This window comes from Herbidospora galbida (assembly GCF_005233835.1).
Classification (GTDB): domain Bacteria; phylum Actinomycetota; class Actinomycetes; order Streptosporangiales; family Streptosporangiaceae; genus Herbidospora; species Herbidospora galbida.
Window position 1 is genome coordinate 25,762 of the sequence record NZ_SZQA01000020.1, and the last position, 17,810, is coordinate 43,571.

General features: G+C 72.9%; 15 protein-coding genes. 5 read left to right on the plus strand and 10 right to left on the minus strand.

Annotated elements, in window-relative coordinates:
- Positions 1-5: 5 nt before the first annotated feature.
- The 3 genes from FDA94_RS20695 to FDA94_RS20705 form a co-directional block, all read right to left on the minus strand.
- Positions 6-752: an SDR family NAD(P)-dependent oxidoreductase gene (locus tag FDA94_RS20695; protein WP_137248730.1), complete on the minus strand. Its 747-nt coding sequence runs from the start codon at positions 750-752 to the stop codon at positions 6-8.
- A complete protein-coding gene (locus FDA94_RS20700) occupies positions 749-1,843 on the minus strand; it encodes an alcohol dehydrogenase catalytic domain-containing protein (RefSeq protein ID WP_170991041.1) in 1,095 nt (364 codons plus the stop codon). The genes FDA94_RS20695 and FDA94_RS20700 overlap by 4 nt, the downstream gene beginning before the upstream one ends.
- 188 nt (positions 1,844-2,031) lie before the next feature.
- Complete coding sequence (locus FDA94_RS20705) at positions 2,032-2,967, minus strand: NADP-dependent oxidoreductase (protein ID WP_137248731.1); 936 nt, start codon at positions 2,965-2,967, stop codon at positions 2,032-2,034.
- A gap of 50 nt (positions 2,968-3,017) precedes the next feature.
- Between FDA94_RS20705 and FDA94_RS20710 the strand changes: the two genes are divergently transcribed.
- Positions 3,018-3,638 (plus strand): TetR/AcrR family transcriptional regulator, encoded by a 621-nt coding sequence (locus tag FDA94_RS20710; RefSeq protein ID WP_137248732.1) that lies wholly within the window; start codon positions 3,018-3,020, stop codon positions 3,636-3,638.
- Here FDA94_RS20710 and FDA94_RS20715 read toward each other — a convergent pair.
- From FDA94_RS20715 to FDA94_RS20730, 5 genes are all read right to left on the minus strand, one after another.
- Complete coding sequence (locus FDA94_RS20715; RefSeq protein WP_170991042.1) at positions 3,635-4,258, minus strand: response regulator; 624 nt, start codon at positions 4,256-4,258, stop codon at positions 3,635-3,637. The genes FDA94_RS20710 and FDA94_RS20715 overlap by 4 nt on opposite strands.
- A complete protein-coding gene (locus FDA94_RS20720; RefSeq protein ID WP_246060062.1) occupies positions 4,255-5,385 on the minus strand; it encodes a sensor histidine kinase in 1,131 nt (376 codons plus the stop codon). The genes FDA94_RS20715 and FDA94_RS20720 overlap by 4 nt, the downstream gene beginning before the upstream one ends.
- Before the next feature lie 2 nt (positions 5,386-5,387).
- Positions 5,388-6,125 (minus strand): ABC transporter permease, encoded by a 738-nt coding sequence (locus FDA94_RS40590; RefSeq protein WP_246060063.1) that lies wholly within the window; start codon positions 6,123-6,125, stop codon positions 5,388-5,390.
- Positions 6,122-7,024, minus strand: coding sequence for an ABC transporter ATP-binding protein (locus FDA94_RS40595; protein WP_246060064.1), 903 nt, complete (start codon positions 7,022-7,024; stop codon positions 6,122-6,124). Before FDA94_RS40595 ends, FDA94_RS40590 begins: the two co-directional genes overlap by 4 nt.
- A 228-nt stretch (positions 7,025-7,252) precedes the next feature.
- Positions 7,253-8,527, minus strand: a complete 1,275-nt coding sequence (locus FDA94_RS20730; protein ID WP_212735418.1) for an MFS transporter — start codon at positions 8,525-8,527, stop codon at positions 7,253-7,255.
- 116 nt (positions 8,528-8,643) lie between these two features.
- Here FDA94_RS20730 and FDA94_RS20735 point away from each other — a divergent pair, with 116 nt between their 5' ends.
- The gene (locus FDA94_RS20735) at positions 8,644-9,540 is read left to right on the plus strand and encodes a bile acid:sodium symporter family protein (RefSeq protein ID WP_137248733.1); all 897 of its coding nucleotides are present in this window, start codon (positions 8,644-8,646) and stop codon (positions 9,538-9,540) included.
- On the opposite strand, the gene FDA94_RS20740 is transcribed toward FDA94_RS20735, so the two are convergent.
- Positions 9,495-12,644 (minus strand): ATP-binding protein, encoded by a 3,150-nt coding sequence (locus tag FDA94_RS20740; protein WP_137248734.1) that lies wholly within the window; start codon positions 12,642-12,644, stop codon positions 9,495-9,497. The two genes, FDA94_RS20735 and FDA94_RS20740, sit on opposite strands and share 46 nt — an antisense overlap.
- Before the next feature lie 48 nt (positions 12,645-12,692).
- Positions 12,693-13,625 carry a helix-turn-helix transcriptional regulator gene (locus FDA94_RS20745; protein ID WP_137248735.1) on the minus strand — a complete coding sequence of 311 codons (933 nt, stop codon included), beginning with the start codon at positions 13,623-13,625 and terminating at the stop codon, positions 12,693-12,695.
- A gap of 74 nt (positions 13,626-13,699) precedes the next feature.
- On the opposite strand from FDA94_RS20745, the gene FDA94_RS20750 reads away from it, so the two are divergent.
- The 3 genes from FDA94_RS20750 to FDA94_RS20760 all read left to right on the plus strand — a co-directional run bounded on the left by FDA94_RS20750 (position 13,700) and on the right by FDA94_RS20760 (position 17,745).
- Positions 13,700-14,089, plus strand: coding sequence for a VOC family protein (locus FDA94_RS20750; protein ID WP_137248736.1), 390 nt, complete (start codon positions 13,700-13,702; stop codon positions 14,087-14,089).
- Entirely contained in the window at positions 14,086-14,673 is a 588-nt protein-coding gene (locus FDA94_RS20755) for a YdeI/OmpD-associated family protein (RefSeq protein ID WP_137248737.1), read from the plus strand. Before FDA94_RS20750 ends, FDA94_RS20755 begins: the two co-directional genes overlap by 4 nt.
- 282 nt (positions 14,674-14,955) lie before the next feature.
- Positions 14,956-17,745, plus strand: a complete 2,790-nt coding sequence (locus FDA94_RS20760; protein ID WP_212735419.1) for a M14 family zinc carboxypeptidase — start codon at positions 14,956-14,958, stop codon at positions 17,743-17,745.
- Positions 17,746-17,810: the final 65 nt, after the last annotated feature.

The window sequence follows — 17,810 nt, forward strand, 5'->3', positions numbered from 1 at the left end:
CTCGTTCACATCATCCATCCGGCGTCCACGATCCAGTTCTGTCCGGTGCACATGGCACTGTCGTCGGCGGCCAGCCAGAGCACCAGCCGGGCCACGTCGGACGGCTCGAGGTTGTCGGGCAGGCACTGCACCTCCGCGAGTTTCTCGCGAACCTCGGGGGTGACCCAATGGGTGAGTTGCCGTTCGGTGAAGACCCAGCCGGGGATGACGCAGTTGACGCGGATGTGGTCGCCGCCGAGTTCGCGGGCCATCATCTTGGTCAGGCCCTCGATGGCGGACTTCGAGGAGACGTAGGCGGGCAGGCCGAGCAGGCCGACATGGGGGCTGACCGAGCCGAGGTTGATGATCGAGCCGCCGCCGAGCGAGCGCATGCCGGTCAGCACGGCCTGGGCGGCGAAGAACTGGTGGCGGAGGTTGACGGCGATCCCCCGGTCCCAGTCGGCGGGTTCGAGGGTCTCGATGCCGGTGCGGGTGTCGTTGGCGGCGTTGTTGACCAGGATGGAGACGGGGCCGAGGGCCTGTTCGACCATGACGATCGCGGTGCGCAGGGCGTCGATGTCGGTGACGTCGGCGTGGATGTAGAGGGCCCGGTCGGTCAGTTTCTGGGCGGCGGCGTCGTCGACGTCGACGAAGGCGACCTTGGCGCCCTGGGCGGCGAGCTGGGCGACGAACTCCGCGCCGAGGCCGGTGGAGCCTCCGGTGACGAGGGCGACTTTGCCGCGCAGGCTGGGGTAGACGGCGTACTCGCTCATGGCACGATCACTCCACGGCCCACGGCGCCGCCGGTCAGGTCGGCGAACGCCTCGTTGATCTGGTCGAGCCGGTAGCGCCTGCCGATCAGGAGGTCGAGGGGCAGGCGTCCGGCGAGGTAGAGCTCGAAGATCTTGGGGAGGTCGACGAGGGGGTTGGCGGAGCCGTAGAGGCTGCCGATCACCCGCTTCTCGCGCTGGACCAGCAGGTTGACCGGCACGTTGAAGGTCTGGCCGACCTTGCCGAGGCCGACGGCGACCAGGGTGCCGCCGGGGCGGAGCGCCTCGAAGGCGGTCTCGAGGGTGTCGGGGCGGCCGATGGCCTCGATGGCCCATTCGGCGCCGCCGGGGCGGATGTCGGCCAGGGCGGCGGCGACGTCGGCGGCCGAGGCGTCGACGACGTGGGTGGCGCCGAGGCGTTCGGCCGTCTCGAGGCGCTCGGCGACGACGTCCACGACGATGATCGGGTTGGCGCCCGCCAGCACGGCGCCGAGGACGGCCGACAGGCCGACCCCGCCGGCGCCGAAGATGACGACGCCGTCGCCGGCGCACTCGCCGATGGCGTTGAGCACGGCGCCGACGCCGGTGATGACGGCGCATCCGGCGATGGCGGCGATCTCCGGGGGGACGCCGTCGGGGACCGGGACGACGGCGCGTTCGGACACGACGCAGTATTCGGCGAAGCAGGAGACGCCGAGCAGGTGGTGGACCTTCTCCCCTTCGGCGCTGAGCCGGGTGGTGCCGTCGAGCAGGCCGCCGGAGCCGACCATGATGCCGGCGGCCTCGCACAGGGCCGGGCGGCCTACCACGCAGTTGCGGCACTGGCCGCACCTCGGCCGCCACATGAGGCAGACGCGGTCGCCGGGCCGGAAGCGGGTCACGCCGGGGCCGACGGCCTCGATCACGCCGGCGCCCTCGTGCCCGGGGACGACCGGCAGCGGGCACTTCAGGTCGCCCGCGAGGTAGTGCTGGTCGCTGTGGCAGACCCCGGCGGCCTCGACCTTGACCAGCACCTCTTCGGGCCCGGGTGGGGCGAGGTCGAGGTCGCGCACCACGAGAGGCGCTCCGACCCGTTCCAGCAGCGCAGCTCTCATGTGACCCCGTCCCTCCGTCTGCCGTACTCGATCGCAGCAAACGTAGATGTAACGAACGTAGTGGTCAATAGTTTCGAAACTTTCACCGTCGTTCCGGTGCCGATCAGCCCGGTCAAGCCGCTTTCAGCTGCAGCTATTCGCTGATCCCGGGTTTCGGAACATCGCCGCCCGAGGACCGAAACTTTCCGTCAGGGCACCAGCACGATCTTTCCGCCCGCGTGCCGGGTCTCGCCGAGTTCGTGCGCGGACACGACCTCGTCCAGCGGGAACGCCGCCGCGACCGGCACCCGCAGCCGCCCCTCCTCCGCCAGGCCGACGGCGACCGCGAGGCCGTGCCAGGCGAGCGGGTCGGCGGCGCCCGCCTCGGAGGCGGGCGCTCCGTGGGACAGGTGCACGCCGTGCTCCCGCGCGGTGAAGTCGGCGATCGTCACCACGTGCGCCGGGTCGCCGGCGAGGGCGATCAGATCGGGCAACGCGCCGCCCGCGCAGTCGACGACCGCGTCGACCCCGGCGGGTGCCAGCGCGCCGACCCGGCCGACGAGGCCCGGCCCGTACGTCGTCGGCGCCACCCCCAGGGAGCGCAGGAAGGCGTGGTTGCGCTCGCTCGCGGTGCCGATCACCGTGGCTCCCCGTGCGAGGGCGAACTGGACGACGACCGAGCCCGTCGCCCCGGCGGCGCCCTGGACGAGCACGGTCTGCCCGGCGGCGACGGCGAGCCGGTCGAGGACCCGGGTGGCCGTCTCGGCCGCGCCCGCCGCGCCGCCCGCCTCCTCCCAGCTCCACGCGGCCGGTTTGGGCGCCCACGCGGTCAGCACCGCGAGGTCGGCGTTGGCCCCGCGCCGGGCGGGATGGGCCGCGCCGAACACCTCGTCGCCGACGCGCACGCCGGTGACGCCGTCGCTGACCTCGTCGACCACGCCCGCGGCGTCGAAGCCGGTCCGGAACGGGAAGGCGACGGGCACCAGGTCACGCAGCCGCCCGGAGCGGATCGCGACCTCGCCGGCCGCCACCCCCGACGCCCGCACGGCGACGCGGATCTCCCCCGGCCCGGCGTGCGGTTCCGGAACCTCGGTGACGTGGACGACGGAAGGCGGGCCGTATGCGGCGAACTGGACTGCTCTCATGTCCGGGGACCGTAACGGAACACCCCGTCCGTTTGACTAAAGTGAGAGCGATGACGGCACAAGTGGGAACGCGGCTGCGTTCCGACGCCCGCGACAACCGCGAACGCATCCTCGCGGTGGCCCGCCTCGCGTTCGCGACCGAGGGCATCGACGTGCCGATCCGTGAGATCGCCCGCCGCGCCGGGGTCGGCGCCGCGACCCTCTACCGCCACTTCGCGACCAAAGACGAGCTGCTGGCCGAGGCGTTCGCCGAGCAGATGGAGACGTGCTCGGCGATCGTGGCCGAGGGGCTGGCGGCGCCCGACCCGTGGCAGGGCTTCCGCCTGGTCGTCGAGCGGCTCATGGAGCTGCACGCCCTCGACCGGGGGTTCGCCCGGGTGTTCACCTCGCGGCTCCCCGAGGCCGTCTTCGCCGCCGACCGCGACCGCACGCTGCGGATGCTCCTCGAACTCGTCGGGCGGGCGAAGAAGGCGGGCCCGCTGCGCCGCGACTTCGTGGTCGAGGACCTCAGCCTGGCGTTGATGGCCAACGAGGGCATCCGCGCCGAGTCGCCCGAGATGAGGGTGGCGGCGTCCCGCCGGTTCGCGGCGCTGATGATCCAGTCGTTCATGGCCGACCCGGTCGCCGCGCCGCTGCCCCCGCCGGTCAGGCTGCCGCTGTCGCGGGCCTAACGCGGGACGAGCAGGCCCCGGTTGAACGCCTCGGCGACGGCGGCGGCGCGGTCGTTGACGCCGAGCTTGGCGTAGATGTTCAGCAGGTGGCTCTTGACCGTGGCCTCGGTGACGAACAGCCGGGCCGCCACCTCGCGGTTGGTGTTCCCGGCCGCGACGAGTTCGAGGACCTCCAGCTCACGGGGGCTGAGCGGGGGCGGAGGCGTGCGCACGCGGCTCAGCAGCCGCGCCGCCACCGTCGGCGACAGCACGCTCTCGCCCCGGGCGGCGGCCCGCGCGCCGCGCAGCAGCTCCTCGCGGGGCGAGTCCTTCAGCAGGTAGCCGGTCGCGCCCGCCTCGATCGCCGGCAGCACGTGCGAGTCGGTGTCGTACGTCGTCAGCACCAGGATCTTCGACGGCACGCCCAGCCTCGACAGCTCGGTGATCGCGCCCAGCCCGTCGAGCTCCGGCATGCGCAGGTCGAGCAGGATCACGTCGGGCCGCAGGTCGACGGCCAGCCGCACCGCCTCGGCGCCGTCGGCCGCCTCGCCCACCACCTCGAAGCCGGGGGCCGCGGCGAACATGGCGCACAGGCCGTCTCTGACGATGGGGTGGTCGTCGGCGACCAGCAGCCGGATCACGCGGACCTCCAGGGGACGCAGGCGGACACGCCGGTGCCGCCACCGGGCTCCGACTCGACGCGCAGGCTCCCGGAGAGCCCTTCGACGCGCTGCCGCATGATGCCCAACCCGAACCCTCCGGTCTGCTCTTGTCTGGGCGCCGAAAGATCGAAACCCTTCCCATCGTCCCGTACGTCCAGCGCCACCTCCTCCTCCAGGTAGGAGAGCGTCACCCCGACCCGGGTGGCCCCGGCGTGCTTGGCCACGTTGGCCAGCGCCTCCTGGGCCGTGCGCAGCAGCGCGACCTCGATGGCGGGGGCGAGCGGCCGGGCCGTGCCGGTGGCGGTGAACCGGACCGGGATCCCGTGCAGCGCCGACCACCTGCCGGAGACGGTCTCCAGGGCCTCGCCCAGCCGGGCGGTCTCCAGGTGGGCGGGCCGCAGCGCGTCGACCGAGCGTCGCGCCTCGGCCAGGCTCTCGCGGGCCAGCCCCATCACCGCGTCGAACGGCCGCCGCCAGGCGGCGGGCACCTCGTGCCGCTGCTCGGCGGCCTGGAGCTGGGTGATGATCCCGATCAGCCCCTGGGCGAGGGTGTCGTGGATCTCCCGGGCCATGCGCTGCCGCTCGTCGAGGACGCCGGCCTCTCTCGCCTGGACGAGCAGCTGGGCGTGCAGCCCGGCGTTCTCCTCCAGCGCGGCCTCCAGTTTCGCCATGGCGGCCAGCCGCTGCTCCCGCTCGACGTCGGCGGTGTGCAGCACCCAGGCGGTGGTCACCATCATCACGACGTTGACCCCGATGATGACCCCCTGGAGCACGACCATCCCCGGCGCGGCCGACGCCTGCGCCAGCCCCGCCACCACCGCGGTCAGTCCCACCCCGGCCAGCCGCCACGGCCAGGTCAGCACCGTGAAGGCGTAGATGTAGGGGACGGGGGTGAACAGCCCGTACAGCGGGTTCTGCAGCACCATCACGGCGGTGATCGCCAGCAGCCCGGCGAAGAACGCCGGCTTCTCGCGCCACCGGTAGAGCACGACCATCCACACCGCCGCCGGGAGCAGCTCGGTCACCGGGAACCCGGCGGCCACGACCAGGACGGCGAGCCCGGCGAGCAGTGTGTACGGCACGACGGTGACCAGTAAGAACGGCAACCCTACTCCCAGCGGAACCAGCGGACCGCGACGGCCGCGCACACCACCGCGTAGGCCACCAGGATCACCAGCGGCGGCCAGGAGGGAAAGCCGCCCAGGTAGGCGTCCTGGAAGGCGCCCATGCCGGCGCCGAGCGGCGTGTACGCGCTGATGTCCTGCAGCAGCGGCGGCATCTGCGCGATCGGCACCCAGAGGCCCGCGAAGAACATCATCGGGAAGAACAGCAGCGTGCCGATCGCCGTGGCCGCCGCCCGCGACGACACCAGCGCGGTGACCAGCAGCCCCATCGAGAGCAGCGCGGCGGTGGCCAGCAGCCAGGCGACCGCGAACCCGAGCGGGTGGCGCGGCGGGTCGACCCCGAACCCTAGCCCGGCCACCAGGAGGAAGAACACCATCGCGACCAGCGCGATCGCGAAGTTGGCGGCGAGCTGGGCGGTGAGCACCCGCACCGGCCCGACCGGGGTGGTCCGCATCCTGCGCAGGACGCCGTTCTCCCGGTAGCCCGCCAGGGTGGTGGGCAGCGCGGTCATCGCCAGGATGGCGATGTTGAACAGGATCAGCACCGGGACGTAGACGTCGAAGATCGTCAGGTCGGCGGTGATGGGCTCGCGCAGCGCCGGGATGCTGCCCAGGATGACGAGCACCACCAGCGGACAGGCCACGCCCCACACGGGCGCGACCTTGTCGCGCAGGCTCAGCTTTCCCTCGACGGCGATGAGCCGCCACGTTGCGCCGTTCACTGGACGTCCTTTCTGGTCAGCTGGACGAAGGCCTCTTCGAGGCCGGCCTGTTCGACGCGGAGCCGCTCGGCCGTGATCTGGTTCCTGGCCAGAACGGCCATGACGGAGTTCACGACGGTGTCGTCGCCGGTCACGACGATCTGCTCGCCCCGGCGGGTGACGCCGGTGACCCCCGGGAGGTCGGCGAGCAGGGCGAGGTCGAGGTCGCGGGAGGGGCGGAACCGGAGGCGCTGTTCGATCTGGGCGCGGTCGGCCAGCCCGGCGGGGGTGTCTATGAGGACGACCCGGCCCGCGTCGATCAGGGCCACCCGGTCGCAGAGGCGTTCGGCCTCCTCCATGAAATGGGTGACGAGGACGATGGTCACCCCGCGCGCCCTGACGCCCTCGATCAGCGCCCACGTGTCGCGGCGCGCCTGGGGGTCGAGGCCGGTGGTCAGTTCGTCCAGGACGGCGATGTCGGGGTTGCCGATCAGGGCCAGCGCGATCGACAGCCGCTGCTTCTGGCCGCCGGAGAGGGCGGCGTACCGGGCCTTCGCGGGCAGGCCGAGGTCGTCGAGCAGCGCGCGCCAGTCGGCGGGGCGGGGGTAGAAGGAGCTGTACAGCTCCAGGGCCTCGCCCACGCGCAGGCTCTCGGGCAGCATGCCGGCCTGCAGCTGGACGCCGAGCCGGCGGGTCAGTTCGGTGTGGTCGCGCAGCGGGTCGAGGCCGAGGACGGAGACGGTGCCTCCGTCGGGGGTGCGGAGGCCTTCGACGCATTCGACCGTGGTGGTCTTCCCGGCGCCGTTGGGGCCGAGGATGCCGAAGATCTCGCCTTGTTCGACGGTGAAGGAGACGTCGTCCACGGCGATCTTGTCGCCGTAGCGCTTGTGGAGGTTGGTCACCTCGATCACGGAGGGCATGGCCCAAGAGTGCTCCGGCGGGGGCGCCTTCCGGCACCGCCCGTCAGGCGGGATCCCGGCTCAGCCGATCGGTGGATTCCGCGCCGCCACCGGCCCGTGCGACGCTGGGCGGATATGGACGAGCAGACGCGCCGCACGACCCGGGGACCGTGCTTCGTGTGCCGACCGAGCGGACGTACGCCATGAGCCTGGGCAGCCGGCCCTATGAGCGGCAGCAGTTCCACGCGCTCATGTCCGAGAACGGGGTCCTTCCGCTGGACGAGGGCTTTCAGGCCGACCTGGCCCGCCGCGTGTGCGCGTCAGTGCGTACAGCGCCAGACCCGCCGAGGTGAGGACGAAGCCGGCCCACACCGTCGACAGGGTGCCCCAGCCGGCCGCCAGGGTGATCGCGCCGCCGATCGCGCCCAGGGAGTTGGCCAGGTTGAGCGCGGCCAGGTTGAGCGCGCCCATCAGGGTCGGGGCGTCGGGCGCGAGGGAGGTCAGCCTGACCTGGATGGTGGGGATGGCGTACATCATGGTCGCGCCGACGCCGAACAGGCACGGCAGCAGCACGAGCCACTCGCCGCCCGCCACCCCGATCAGCGCCAGGAGGGCCAGCACTCCGCCGTAGCCCCAGGTCAGGCCGCGGTGCTCCCACCGGTCGGCGGCCCGCCCGCCGAAGTGGTTGCCGACCGCCATGCCGAGGCCGAAGACGGCCAGCGCCACGGGGATGAGCGCGGGGTCGCGCCGCGCGGCGTCGGTGACGAACGGGCCGATGAACGTGTAGACGGCGAAGATGCTGGAGATGCCGAGCGAGGCGACCGCGACCATCACCCAGACGCCGCCCCGGCGCAGCCCGTTCAGCTCGTTCCTGACCGGGCCGCCGTGCAGGTCGCCGGTGCGCGGCAGCCAGGCCACCAGCGCGAGCCCCGCCAGCAGGCCGACGGCGACCACCGCCCAGTACATGACCCGCCACCCGGCCTGCTGGCCGACGAACGTGGCGAGCGGCGACCCCGCGACGGTGGCGACGGTCAGTCCCCCCATCACGGTGGCGAACGCCTTGCCGCCCCGGCCGGGCCCGTAGACGTACGCCGCCACGACGGCCCCGGCGCCGAAGAACGCCCCTTGGACGCTGCCCGCCACGAAGCGGAAGACGACGAGCAGCGCGATGTCCGGCGCCAGGGCCGACAGGCCGTTGCCTGCGAGGAAGAGCACGGCCAGGCCGAGCAGCAGCGTGCGCCGGTTGACCCGGGCCGCGAGCAGCGTGATCAGCGGGGAGCCGATCACCACCCCGAGGGCGTAGGCGGTGATCGCGTGGGTGGCGACCGGGATGGACACGCCCAGGTCGGCGGCGAAGAGCTGGATGACGCCGTTGCTGCCGAACTCGCCGGTGCCGATGGCGAAGGTGCCCAGCGCCAGCGCGAACAGGGCGAGCCTGGGTCGCGCGGCGCTCTTCGCCGGGGAGACGTGCCGGTCCTCCTCGGCGGCGCACTGGGCTTCGTACGCGCGGATGTGCACGGTCACCGGACCGGCACCGGTCGTCGGGTAGTCGTCATGGGTCCCATGCTGGGTCCCGGCACTGGACGCCCACTGAACGGGCGGTTCACTCGGCGTCAAGACGGCCGGGCCCACACTGGACCATGGATTCCCCTCTGATCTTGGCCAGCCTGCCGTTCGCCCTCGGGATCGTCATGCTCGGGCTGGGACTCGCGCTGACGCTCGACGACTTCCGGCGGGTGGGCCGTCACCCGAAGGCGGTCGTGGTCGCGCTGCTCTGCCAGATCGTGCTGCTGCCGGTGGTCTGCTTCGGCCTGGTGCTGGCCTTCCGGCTCCCGCCGGAGCTCGCCGTCGGCATGATGGTGGTCGCGGCCTCGCCCGGCGGCCCGACGGCCAACCTCTTCAGCCACCTGTTCGGCGGTAACGTCGCGCTGAACGTCACGCTCACCGCGGTCAACTCGGTGCTGGTCGTGGTCACCCTGCCGATCGTGGTGAACCTCTCGGCCCACCACCTCCTTCCCGGCGGGGCCGCCCTCGGGCTGCAGGCCGACAAGCTGCAGCAGCTCTTCGTGATGGTGCTCGGGCCGGTCGCGGCCGGGATGCTCGTCCGGGCGCTGGCGCCGGGGCTGGCGCGGCGGCTCAACCTGCCCGTCCGGGTGCTGTCGGTCGTGGTCCTGGTCACGGTCATCTCCGCCGTTCTGTACGCCGAGCGCCACGACCTCCCCGGCTACTTCGCGGCGGTCGGCCTGGCCGCGCTGACGTTCAACGTGGTGAGCGTGGCCGTCGGCTACGGCGTGCCGCGCCTGGCCGGCGTCGACCACGGCGCGGCCACCGCGGCCGGGTTCGAGATCGGCCTGCACAACACCGGGCTGGCCATCACGATCGCGCTGAGCCCCGCCCTGCTGAACAGCGCCGAGATGGCCGTTCCGGGCGCGGTCTACGGCATCCTCATGTTCTTCACGGCGACCGCGTTCGGCTGGGCGATCAGCCGTCGTCAGAGTTCGGCGAGGAGCCTCTCGGCGCGGCCCGCGAACAGGTGAGACCCGCGTTCGGCCGACCGGTCGCGGGCCGCCTCGGCGGCCGCCCGCACCACGTCGGCGGGTTCGCCCCGGGCGCGCAGCAGGCGCGCCCGCAGGAACAGGACCAGACCCTCGGCATAGCGCTGGCCGTGGGCCTCCAGGGCGTGGCCGGCCCGGTCGAGGGCGGCGGCGGCCCGGTCGGGGCTCCCGGCGGCCAGCCACATCTCGGCGATGAGCGCGTGGTGGTAGGCGAGGCCCCAGCGCGGCGGGTCGGTCAGCCCCGCCTCCACCAGCCGTTCGGCCTCGGCCGCCACACCGGCCGGGTCGTCGCCGGTCAGGGCGCGGGCCCAGCACCAGTTCAGCCGGATGTAGAGCTCCTGCTGGATGGCGGCGCGGCCGGTGCCCACGGCGATCCACCGGTCGATGGTGCGGATCACCCGGTCCGCGTCACCGGCCATCGACGCGATGATGGTGACGTAGTAGGCCCAGGTCGCGACCGCGTAGGAGTCGTCGGGGCCGTTCCAGGCGTCGATCATGGCGCATGCCCCCGCGACGTCGCCGTGCATGGCCGTCACGACGGCCACCCAGCCGGGCCACTCCCCCGAGACGTCGCGCCTGATCGGGGTGTCGCTGTACGCCGCCACGACCCCCTCCAGGAGGGCGGGGTCGTTGGCGCGGAAGACGCGGTAGGCCTCGCCGATCTCGCCGACGTCCCATTGGTGCAGGCCCCAGGCCTGGCGGCCGTACACGCGGACGATCGGGTTCGCGGCCGCCTCCCCCTGCTCGTGAAGGCGGCGGACCAGCGCGGCGCGGTCCCACTCCATGAACGTGTAGGCCCCGAACAGGCGGGCGAAGAGCAGGCCGGCCGCGTCGACGTCGCGGCCCAGCTCCCGGGCCAGCAGTTCGGCGCGCTCCAGCAGGTCGAACGTCGTGCCGCCGAACCCGGCCTGCCGGCGCGGCGCGATGGCCAGGAGCGAGAGGGCCGACAGTTCGAGTTCCGGGAGACCGGCGGTCCGGGCGAGCTGGGCGGCCGATTCGAGGTGGCGGTCGGCGGCGGCGAACGCGAGCTTGGCCGCCGCCCGCAGCCCCGCGCGCTTCAGCGCCTCCACGACGCGGACCGGGTCGGCCAGGACCCTGGCCGCCCACAGGTGGAAGGCGAGCCGCTCGGTGACGGACTCGTCGTCGGCCCGGCCCTCCTCCAGCGCGTCGGCGACCCGCAGGTGCAGCCCGACGGCCCGCCAGTGCTCCGTCGTCTCCGTGACGGACTCGCGGACCAGGTCGTGCGCGAACCGCCACGCGAACGGATCGTGCGGCTCGGCTTCGAGCAGGCCCAGCGCGCGCAGCGGTTCGAGGCGTTCGAGGCAGTCGGCGACGCCGGTCCCGGCGGCGCGGGCGAGCAGGCCGAGGTCGACGTCGCGGCCGATGACCGCCGCCAGGTGCACCAGGTCGCGGGCGTCGTCGTCGAGGCCGGCCATCCGGTCGCGGACGACGTCGCGCACGGTCGCCGGCACCCCCGGCCGGGCCGCCGCGTCGCCGAGCGCGCCCCGGTCGCTGAGCAGCCGCGACAGTTCGCGGACGAAGAAGGGGTTGCCCTCGGTGCGGGCCAGGATGTCGCGGGCGACCTCGGCGCCGGGCCGGTGACCGGTCTCCCGGCGGACGAGCTCGGCCACGTCGGTCAGGCCGAGCGGGCCGAGCCGGATCCGGTGGTGGCCGGGCAGCCTGCTGGCGGCGGCCAGCGCGCGGGAGAGGTCGGAGCCGGGCGTGGGGGCGCGGTCGCGGAGCGCGCAGACGATCGCCGCGCCGCCGGGCAGCCGCCCGACCACGTGGCCGAACATCTGGAGCGAGGCCGGGTCGATCCACTGGAGGTCGTCCATGACCAGCAGCACCGGCCGTTCGGCCGCCGCCTGGCCGATGACGCCGACGGCCTGCTCGAACAGCCGGAACTGGGCGCGGCTTCCGGCGACCGGCGGGCCGGTCCGGTCGCCGCCGGACTCGAGGAGGCGGCCGAGTTCCCCGGCCCGCCACTTCTCCCGCGCCGGGGCGGGCAGGGCGTCGATGACCCCGGCGAGCGCCTGCTCCCACGGCCACATCGACGGCGTGCCGTCGCCCTCCAGGCAGGAGGCCCGGACGACGAGCGCGCCGCGCCGGCCGGCGAGGGCGGCGGCCTCCTCCAGCAGGCGCGTCTTCCCGGCCCCCGGTTCGCCCTCGACGACGGCGAGCCCGATGCCGCCGGTGAGCGCCGCCTCGACGGCCTGCCGCAGCACGGCCAGTTCCGCGCCCCGGCCGACCAGCCCGGCCGGGCGCCTCGGCCCGGCGCCTCCCCGGTCCGGCGGTTCCGGGGTCTGCGTCAGCACCCGCAGGTGGGCGGCCCGCAGCGCCGGTCCGGGGTCGATGCCGAGCTCCTCGGCGAGGCGGTCGCGGACGTCGTGGAAGGCCGTCAGCGCCTCGGCCTGCCGCCCCGCCGCGCCCAGGGCGGTGACGAGGGCGGCGTGCACCGGCTCGTGGAAGGGCGCCATCGAGGCGGCCAGCCGGACCGCCCTGATCACCCGCTCGGGCCGGTGTGCGGCCACGGCCAGGTCGGCCGCCGCCACGCAGGCGGCGTGGAACTCGTCGTCGAGCGCGGTCAGGACCGGTGCCGCGGCCGGTTCGAGCGACAGGCCGTCGCCCGCGTTGCCGTGCCAGAGGCCGAGCGCCGTCACGTAGTGGTCGAGCGCCGCGTCGGACGCCTGCCCGGCCAGGGCCGACCGGGCGGCGTCGAGGTGGTGGCGGAACTCCAGGAGGTCGAGTGTGCCGGGCCCGGCCTCGAAGACGTACGCGTCGCCGCGCCGGTGCAGGTAGTGGCCGGCCGCGCGGGCGGGGACGGCGGGTTCGAGCAGCCGCCGCAGCGCCCCGACGTACTTCTGGATGATGTTGAGCGCGCTGGCGGGGGCGTCGTCGCCCCAGATGAGGTCGATCAGTTCACGGGTGCTGACCGGACGGCCCGCGCGGGCCAGCAGCAGGGCCAGCAGCTGCGCCTGCTGCCGGGGGCCCGCGTCGAGTTCGACGCCGTCGCGCCACAGCCGGAGCGGGCCGAGGATCCGCAGGCGCAGAGGCCCTTGACCGTCGGGGTGGGCTGGCCCGGTCACGTCTGTCGGCTCCCGAATGGAGATAACGGATCTTGGCGCCGAGTGTACTCAGACTCGGGCGAACCGCTCCGCCAGACGGTGCAGGTACTCCGTCAGTTCCGGCGGGTCGAGCACGGTGAAGTCGACGCCCAGACTGCCGAGGAAGGCCGCCAGGTCGCCCAGCGAGTCGCCGCCCGTCTCCAGCACGCCGTCGTCGCCGAGCACCCCGGCCGCCGGGGTCAGCAGTTCGGTCAGCCGCTCCATCGGGGCGTGCAGCCGCACCCTGGCCGGGTGACGGTAGGCGGCCGAGCCGACCCCGCGCATGACCTGGGTCGCGGCGTCGGCCGGAGGTTCCCGGGGGACGAAGCGCGGCCCGTTCGGCACCCGGGGCCGCACCCGGTCGACGCGGAAGGTGCGCCAGTCGGCGCGGGCGACGTCCCAGGCGAGCAGGTACCAGCGGCGGCCGGTGTAGACGAGCCGGTGCGGTTCGACCTCGCGCACGCCGGGGGTGCCGTCGCGGAGGCGGTAGTCGAAGCGCAGGCGTTCGCGGTCGCGGACGGCGGCGGCGATGTGGGTGAGGGTGGCGGCGTCGACGGTCGGGCCGCGCCGGGCGACGGACACCGTGGCCATGCCGACGGCGTCGATGCGGTGCCGCAGCCGCGAGGGCAGCATCCGCTGCAGTTTCGTCAGCGCCCGCAGCGAGGTCTCCTCGATGCCGGTGACGGTGCCTCCGGCGGCGGCGTGCAGGCTGACGGCGACGGCCACCGCCTCCTCGTCGTCGAGCAGCAGCGGCGGCAGGGCCGCGCCCGCGCCGAGCCGGTAGCCGCCGGCCACGCCGGGGGTGGACCGGATCTCGTAGCCGAGGATCCGCAGGCGCTCCACGTCGTTGCGGACCGTCCGGCCGGTCACGCCGAGCCGGGCGGCGAGTTCGGGGCCGCCCCAGTCGGGGCGCGACTGGAGGAGCGACAGCAGGCGCAGCAGCCTGACGGAGGTTTCCAGCATGCCCCCAGTCAATCGCGGAACCGTACGTTCCGCGATCGTGCCTAGTGTGCGGAGGGAGACGAAGGGAGCAACCCATGTTGCGCGGACCGGCCACCATCACGTTCTGGGCCGACGACCTGACGGCCGCCACGAAGTGGTACACCGAGGTGCTCGGGACCGGGCCTTACTTCGAGGTGCCCGGGTATGTGGAGTTCCGGATCGGCGACCACCTGGCGGAGCTGGGCCTCGCCGACTCCCGGTACGCCCCCGGCGGCGCCCCGGCCCGGCCCGGCGGCGCGGTGGTCCACTGGCACGTCGACGACGTGGCGGAGGCCCTCGACCGGCTGCTGAAGTTCGGCGCGAGGCCCCACATCCCGCTGACCGACCGCGGGGAGGGGTTCGTGACGGCCGCGGTCGCCGACCCGTTCGGGAACGTGCTGGGCGTCATGTACAACCCGCACTATCTGGAGATGCTGGGCCGATGATGCACTTTCCGGACGCGGCGGCCTGGGAGGCCTGGCTCGCCGCCAACCACGCCGGTGAGGGCGTGTGGCTGGTCATCGCCAAAAAGGGCGCGCCGCTGACCTCGGTCACCATCGGCCAGGCGCTCGACGTGGCGCTCTGCTACGGCTGGATCGACAGCCAGCGCAAGGGTCACGACGAGCACAGCTACCTGCAGCGGTTCTCCCGGCGGCGGCGCGGCAGCCCGTGGTCGCGGGTGAACGTCCGCCGGGTCGAGGCCCTCACCGAGGCCGGGCGGATGCGCCCGCCGGGGCTGGCGGAGGTCGAACTGGCCCGCGCCGACGGCCGCTGGCAGGCCGCGTACGCGGCGCAGAGCGAGTTCGCGGTGCCCGCCGACCTGGAGGCGGCGCTCGATCCGGCGACGCGGGCGGTCTTCGAGGGGCTCGACCGGACGGCGCGCTACCTGCTGGTCCTGCCGCTGCTCAAGGCCCGGAGCCCTCAAGGGCGGGAAGCGCGACTGGCAAAGGTCCTCAGCGAGCTCCGCGCCCGTGGTCGCACCACGAGCGTGGCCGAACGTGGTCGTGCGGCCGGCCAGGCGGAGCCGTGACGGAGCGAAGCCGTTGACCCACGAACGGCGAGAAAGGGAGTTCCCGGGGTTGCGAAGACGACGCCCAGTCGTTATCGGGCGTTATAAAGGGACATCCGAGACCAGCGTGGCCCATGTGACCTGGTAATATGTCAGATACCACAGGTTCTGACAGTGTTTTGTTGAGTTTTCCTGTCCCTTGTCCCTTTTTTACCGTTCCATTACCGTCCGCAGTGGCTTTTGTACTCCCTCGGACGGGCTCCCTCTCCCGAGCGCCCCCGTCCCCTCCGCCCTGGAGGCGACATGCGGTTTCGCGCGATCATGCGCAGAAAATCCCCCTACGTCGCGGCACTGGGCGCCGCGGCCCTGGTGGCGGCCGGCCTCACCCTGACGCCGACCGCTTCGGCGCAGTCGGCGGCGGCCGACTGCTCCAGCGACCCCAACGCCCGCATCGCGTCGGTCCCGAGCCCCCAGCAGTTCTTCGGGTTCCCGCTGGGCGCGGGCCAGACCCGGATCCTGACCAGCCAGGAGCTCATCGACTACACCCACGCCGTGGGCGCCGCCTCCGACCGCGTGCGCCTCGGCGTGATGACGAACAGCGTGCTGGGCACCGAGATGCCCTACGCGATCGTCTCGAACGCGGCCAACGTGACGGACGCGCGGCTGAAGAAGATCGCGGACGACATCGTGTCGCTGCGGGACCCGCGCACCCAGACCGACGCCAAGGCCGCCAAGATCGCGCAGGACACCCCCGCGATCGTCTACGTCGCCGGCAACGTGCACGGCGGCGAGAAGAGCGGCGCCGACGCCTCGCTGCAGACGCTCTACGAGCTCGCCTCGGGCCTGTCGTGCGACGTCAAGTCGCGCAACGACAACCTGCTCACGATCATCGTGCCCACTCAGAACCCCGACGGCCGCGACGCCAGCCGCCGGCAGAACGAGTACGGCTTCGACCTCAACCGTGACTGGTTCGCGCGCACCCAGAAGGAGACCGACGCCAAGCTGGAGCTGCTGCGGAAGTATCCGCCGCAGGTCTTCATCGACGCCCACGAGATGGGCGGCCGGCAGTACTTCTTCCCGCCGAACGCCGACCCGATCCACCACGAGATCGCCGACCAGCCGGTCGACTGGATCAACCGCATCGGCGAGGCCAACAAGGCCGGCTTCGGCTTCAACGGCGCCTGCGGCGGCTCGGTGACCGTCGAGTGCTACTTCAACTACGCCACGTACGACATGTTCTACATGGGCTACGGCGACACCGTCCCGGCCACCGGGTTCGGCGCCGCGGGCATGACGTTCGAGAAGGGCTCCTCCTCGGCCGTCCCCGACCGCGTGCAGCAGCAGTTCAACACCCAGTGGGCCACCACGGGCTGGGCCGCCGCCAACAAGCACGAGATCCTCGGCAGCTACTGGAACATCTGGAAGACCGCGCTGGCCGAGGGTCAGCAGGGCGTCCTGGAGCCGAACGAGGTCGTGCAGCCGACCAACACCGTCCAGTTCCCGGTGCCGGACGTCAAGATCCGCTCGTACTTCCTGCTGAACGACCGTCAGCTCGGCGACGTGCGCAAGCTGGTCGAGCGCCTGCGTCAGATGGACGTCGAGGTCTACCGCCTCACCCAGCCGCTCACCGTCCCGAACGCCAAGATCTTCGGCGGCCGGTCCGAGAGCGGCAAGGTGATCCCCGAGGGCTCGTACTACATCCCGATGGCGCAGCCGCAGAAGCACTGGATCCAGGCGACGCTCGGCGAGGACCCGTACGTGCCGTTCCCGTACTTCTACGACGTCTCCTCCTGGAGCAACCCGCTCCTGGCGGGCGTGGACACGGTCTACACCGGTGACGAGCTGTCGCCGAAGGCCGAACTGGTCCGCAAGATGGAGGGCGGCGTCGCGCAGGGCGCGTCCAAGAAGGGCTCGTTCTCCTACCCGCTCGACTCCGCCGCCGCCTCGGAGCTGACCTTCAAGCTCCTCGGCCAGGGCGTCGCGCTGAAGCGTGACCTGTCGACCGGTGTCGTCAGCTTCTCGCCCGGCGACGTCAACCGCGCCGGCCTCGACGAGCTCGCCACCTCCCTCGGCGTGACCGTCGCCGGCAGCGGTGACGCTCCTTCGGGCACCCTCCTGAAGACCCCCGACGTCGGCCTCTACAACGGCACGGGCGTCTCCACCACCTCCGGCTCCTACGGCGAGGCCCGCTTCGTCCTGGGCGCCAAGTGGGGCCTGACCCTCAAGCCGGTCACCACCGCCGACATCAACAACAACACCGCCGCCTTCACCGAGCGCGGCGTCCTGCTGATGCCCGACGGCAGCAACGCCACCGGCGGTCTGACCGCCCAGGGCCAGGCCAACCTCAAGGCATGGGTCTCGACCGGCGGCACGTACATCGGCCTGCGCAACCAGGGCACCCGCGTCGCCCGCGCGGCCGGTCTGACCAGCACCACCGAGAAGACCAAGCCGACCGGCTACCAGGTCATCGGCTCGCACTTCCGGGTCGACACCGCGACGTCGGACGCGGTCGCCCTGGGCCGCCCGGCCGAGGACTTCCAGTTCAACAACGGTGACCCGATCCTCAACCCGTCGACCACCGGGACCAACGTCCTGACCTACCCGACCGACGACACCTGGTGGGTCAACGGCACCACCAACGGCGCCGACGCGCTCAAGGGCTCGGTCGCGCTGACCAACGAGCCGACCGGCGCCGGGCACGCGGTGCTGTTCGCGTACAACCCGCTCTTCCGGGCGTACAACGAGAACGGCATCCACCTGGTCGCCAACGCCCTGCTGATGCCGAAGGGCGCCGCCTCGCCCGCCGCGCAGAAGCGCTCGCTCGCCCGGACCGCCGCCCCCGCCGAGGAGACCCCGCTGATCGGCGGCGAGTGGCGTCCGTTCCAGATCCAGGTGGCCGACGCCGACCTCGCCCGCACCCAGGCCGTGGTCGCGAAGTACACCGACACCGCGACGGTCGCCAGCGCGGCCGGGTCGTCGTACCTGACGATCCCGAACCCGGAGGGCCTCGACATCCACGAGCACCCCTTCCTGCGTGACCTGGTCAACGAGCTGAACGTGGCGGGCATCCCGCTCCGCTCGGTCGTCGGCTGACCCGTGTGAGAAAGAGTCCGGCCGGGTGCCACCCCGGCCGGGCTTTTCCCTTTTCCTGTACGTCG